This is a genomic window from Microcystis sp. M53602_WE12 (genome assembly GCF_030065455.1).
Taxonomy (GTDB): Bacteria; Cyanobacteriota; Cyanobacteriia; order Cyanobacteriales; family Microcystaceae; genus Microcystis; species Microcystis aeruginosa.
This window is the reverse complement of record NZ_JASJFB010000124.1, coordinates 1-1,635: the sequence shown is the minus strand read 5'-3', so window position 1 is coordinate 1,635 and position 1,635 is coordinate 1. Positions and strand designations below refer to the sequence as shown.

Genomic DNA, 1,635 nt, shown 5'->3' with positions numbered 1-1,635 from the left:
TTATTAACAGACCTAGTTAGAATAGAGTACAGACACACACATCTTAACCCAATGAAAGCGAGGTATCAATACCGTATTTACCCAACAGACCAACAAAAGAGGCTTTTGTCTCAGTTGTTCGGGTGTGTGCGTGTTGTCTGGAACGATACCTTAGCCTACTGCCAAGAACTCTATCGACAAGGGGAGAAAAAGCCAAAATATACTGAGTTATCTAAAAGACTAACTCAAGTCAAAAAAACAGAAGAAAAACAGTGGCTAACCGAGGTTTCTTCTATTCCTTTACAACAGTCTTTGAGAGACTTAGAGACAGCCTATTCTAACTTTTTTACATCTTGTAAGGGAGAGAGAAAAGGAAGAAAAGTAAAACCTCCTAAATTTAAAAAACGGGCTCTTCGGTAATTGTTATGCAATGGACGGGGGTTATAAGGGATGGAACCCTTATATAGAAAAGCATTTAGCGATTTTTGTCAATTGTTTTTGCTCTAGAGCGAACTAATCAATTAAGTCTCTTGCCAGATAAGGATTTAGTCGATTTATGCCCCCCTATCGAACCATACCAAGTAACGAAGAACCGTAAACTTGAAGGGAAACTTGAAGGGAAGCTTGAAGGGAAATTAGGGCTCTTCGGTTTGTGTTATGCAATGGATGGGGGTTATAAGGAATGAAACCCTTATAGAGACAGACATTACCGCAATTTTTGTCAATTGTTTGCGATCTAGAGCGAACTAATCAATTAAATCTCTTGCCAGATAAGGATTTAGTCGATTTATGCCCCCATATCGAACCATACCAAGTCCCGAAGAGCCGAAATTAGAAACAATTCCCCTTCTGGTTAGGTGGGGACTTAATGAAGAACAAATTGCACGGGAATTAAATCTAAGAGTTGAGATTGTTCGTCAATTTATTACTAATCAGAACAATTAAAACTTTTGAGAGATTGCTTCGGGGGGTGAAGAAGCGGGGAGCAGGGGAGAGGGGGAGCAAGGGAGTACGGGTTTTTGCTTTTGCTCTTCTGCTGTCTCCCTTTTCCGGCTCACGAGTGCTAGAAGATTTAGGTTCAGGGAGATGAACCCGTCTATCTCGCAGTCTGTCCAAAATCTGTTAAAATTATAAGATGCTAAAAAGTCTGCGCTATAATACTCAGCTAGGATGATATAAAAGTAATTATGGAGAAGCGATGAACACTATCCAACTGACACCGGAAATAGAAGATTTGATTGCTCAACAAATTAAAACAGGAAAATATCAAGATGATTTAGCCGTTATTCAAGAGGGATTGCGTTTATTGGCAGAAAGAGACAGAATTTACCGAGGAAGATTTGAAGAATTGAAACGGGAAGTTATGATTGGCGTTGAGGAATTAAGACGACAGGAAGGAATTAATGGCGAAGAGGTTTTTTCAGAATTAGAAGAAGATTTACAACAAATAGAGGCTAAAGTTTTCCCAATGAGTCAGAAATAATGTCAAAGATTATTTGGTTCTTCGGTAATTGTTATGCAATGGACGGAGTTATAAGGGATGAAACCCTTATAGAGAAGGACATTGATGCGATTTTTGTCAATTGTTTTTGCTCTAGAGCGAACTAATCAATTAAGTCTCTTGCCAGATAAGGATTTAGTCGATTTATGCCCCCC

At 39.0% G+C, this 1,635-nt stretch carries 2 protein-coding genes and 1 pseudogene; all 3 read left to right on the top strand.

What is annotated here, in order from left to right:
• Positions 1-51 precede the first annotated feature (51 nt).
• Positions 52-387, top strand: a pseudogene (locus tag PX482_RS05055) (RNA-guided endonuclease InsQ/TnpB family protein); the annotation flags it as partial.
• A gap of 77 nt (positions 388-464) precedes the next feature.
• Entirely contained in the window at positions 465-665 is a 201-nt protein-coding gene (locus PX482_RS05050; RefSeq protein ID WP_502846654.1) for a hypothetical protein, read from the top strand.
• A 512-nt stretch (positions 666-1,177) separates the two neighbouring features.
• A complete protein-coding gene (locus PX482_RS05045; protein WP_002764059.1) occupies positions 1,178-1,462 on the top strand; it encodes a ribbon-helix-helix domain-containing protein in 285 nt (94 codons plus the stop codon).
• Positions 1,463-1,635 lie beyond the last annotated feature (173 nt).

Excerpts from the sequence above, each read along its gene's own strand:
- PX482_RS05045 (WP_002764059.1), top strand. The coding sequence starts at position 1,178 with ATGAACACTATCCAACTGACACCGGAAATAGAAGATTTGATTGCTCAA.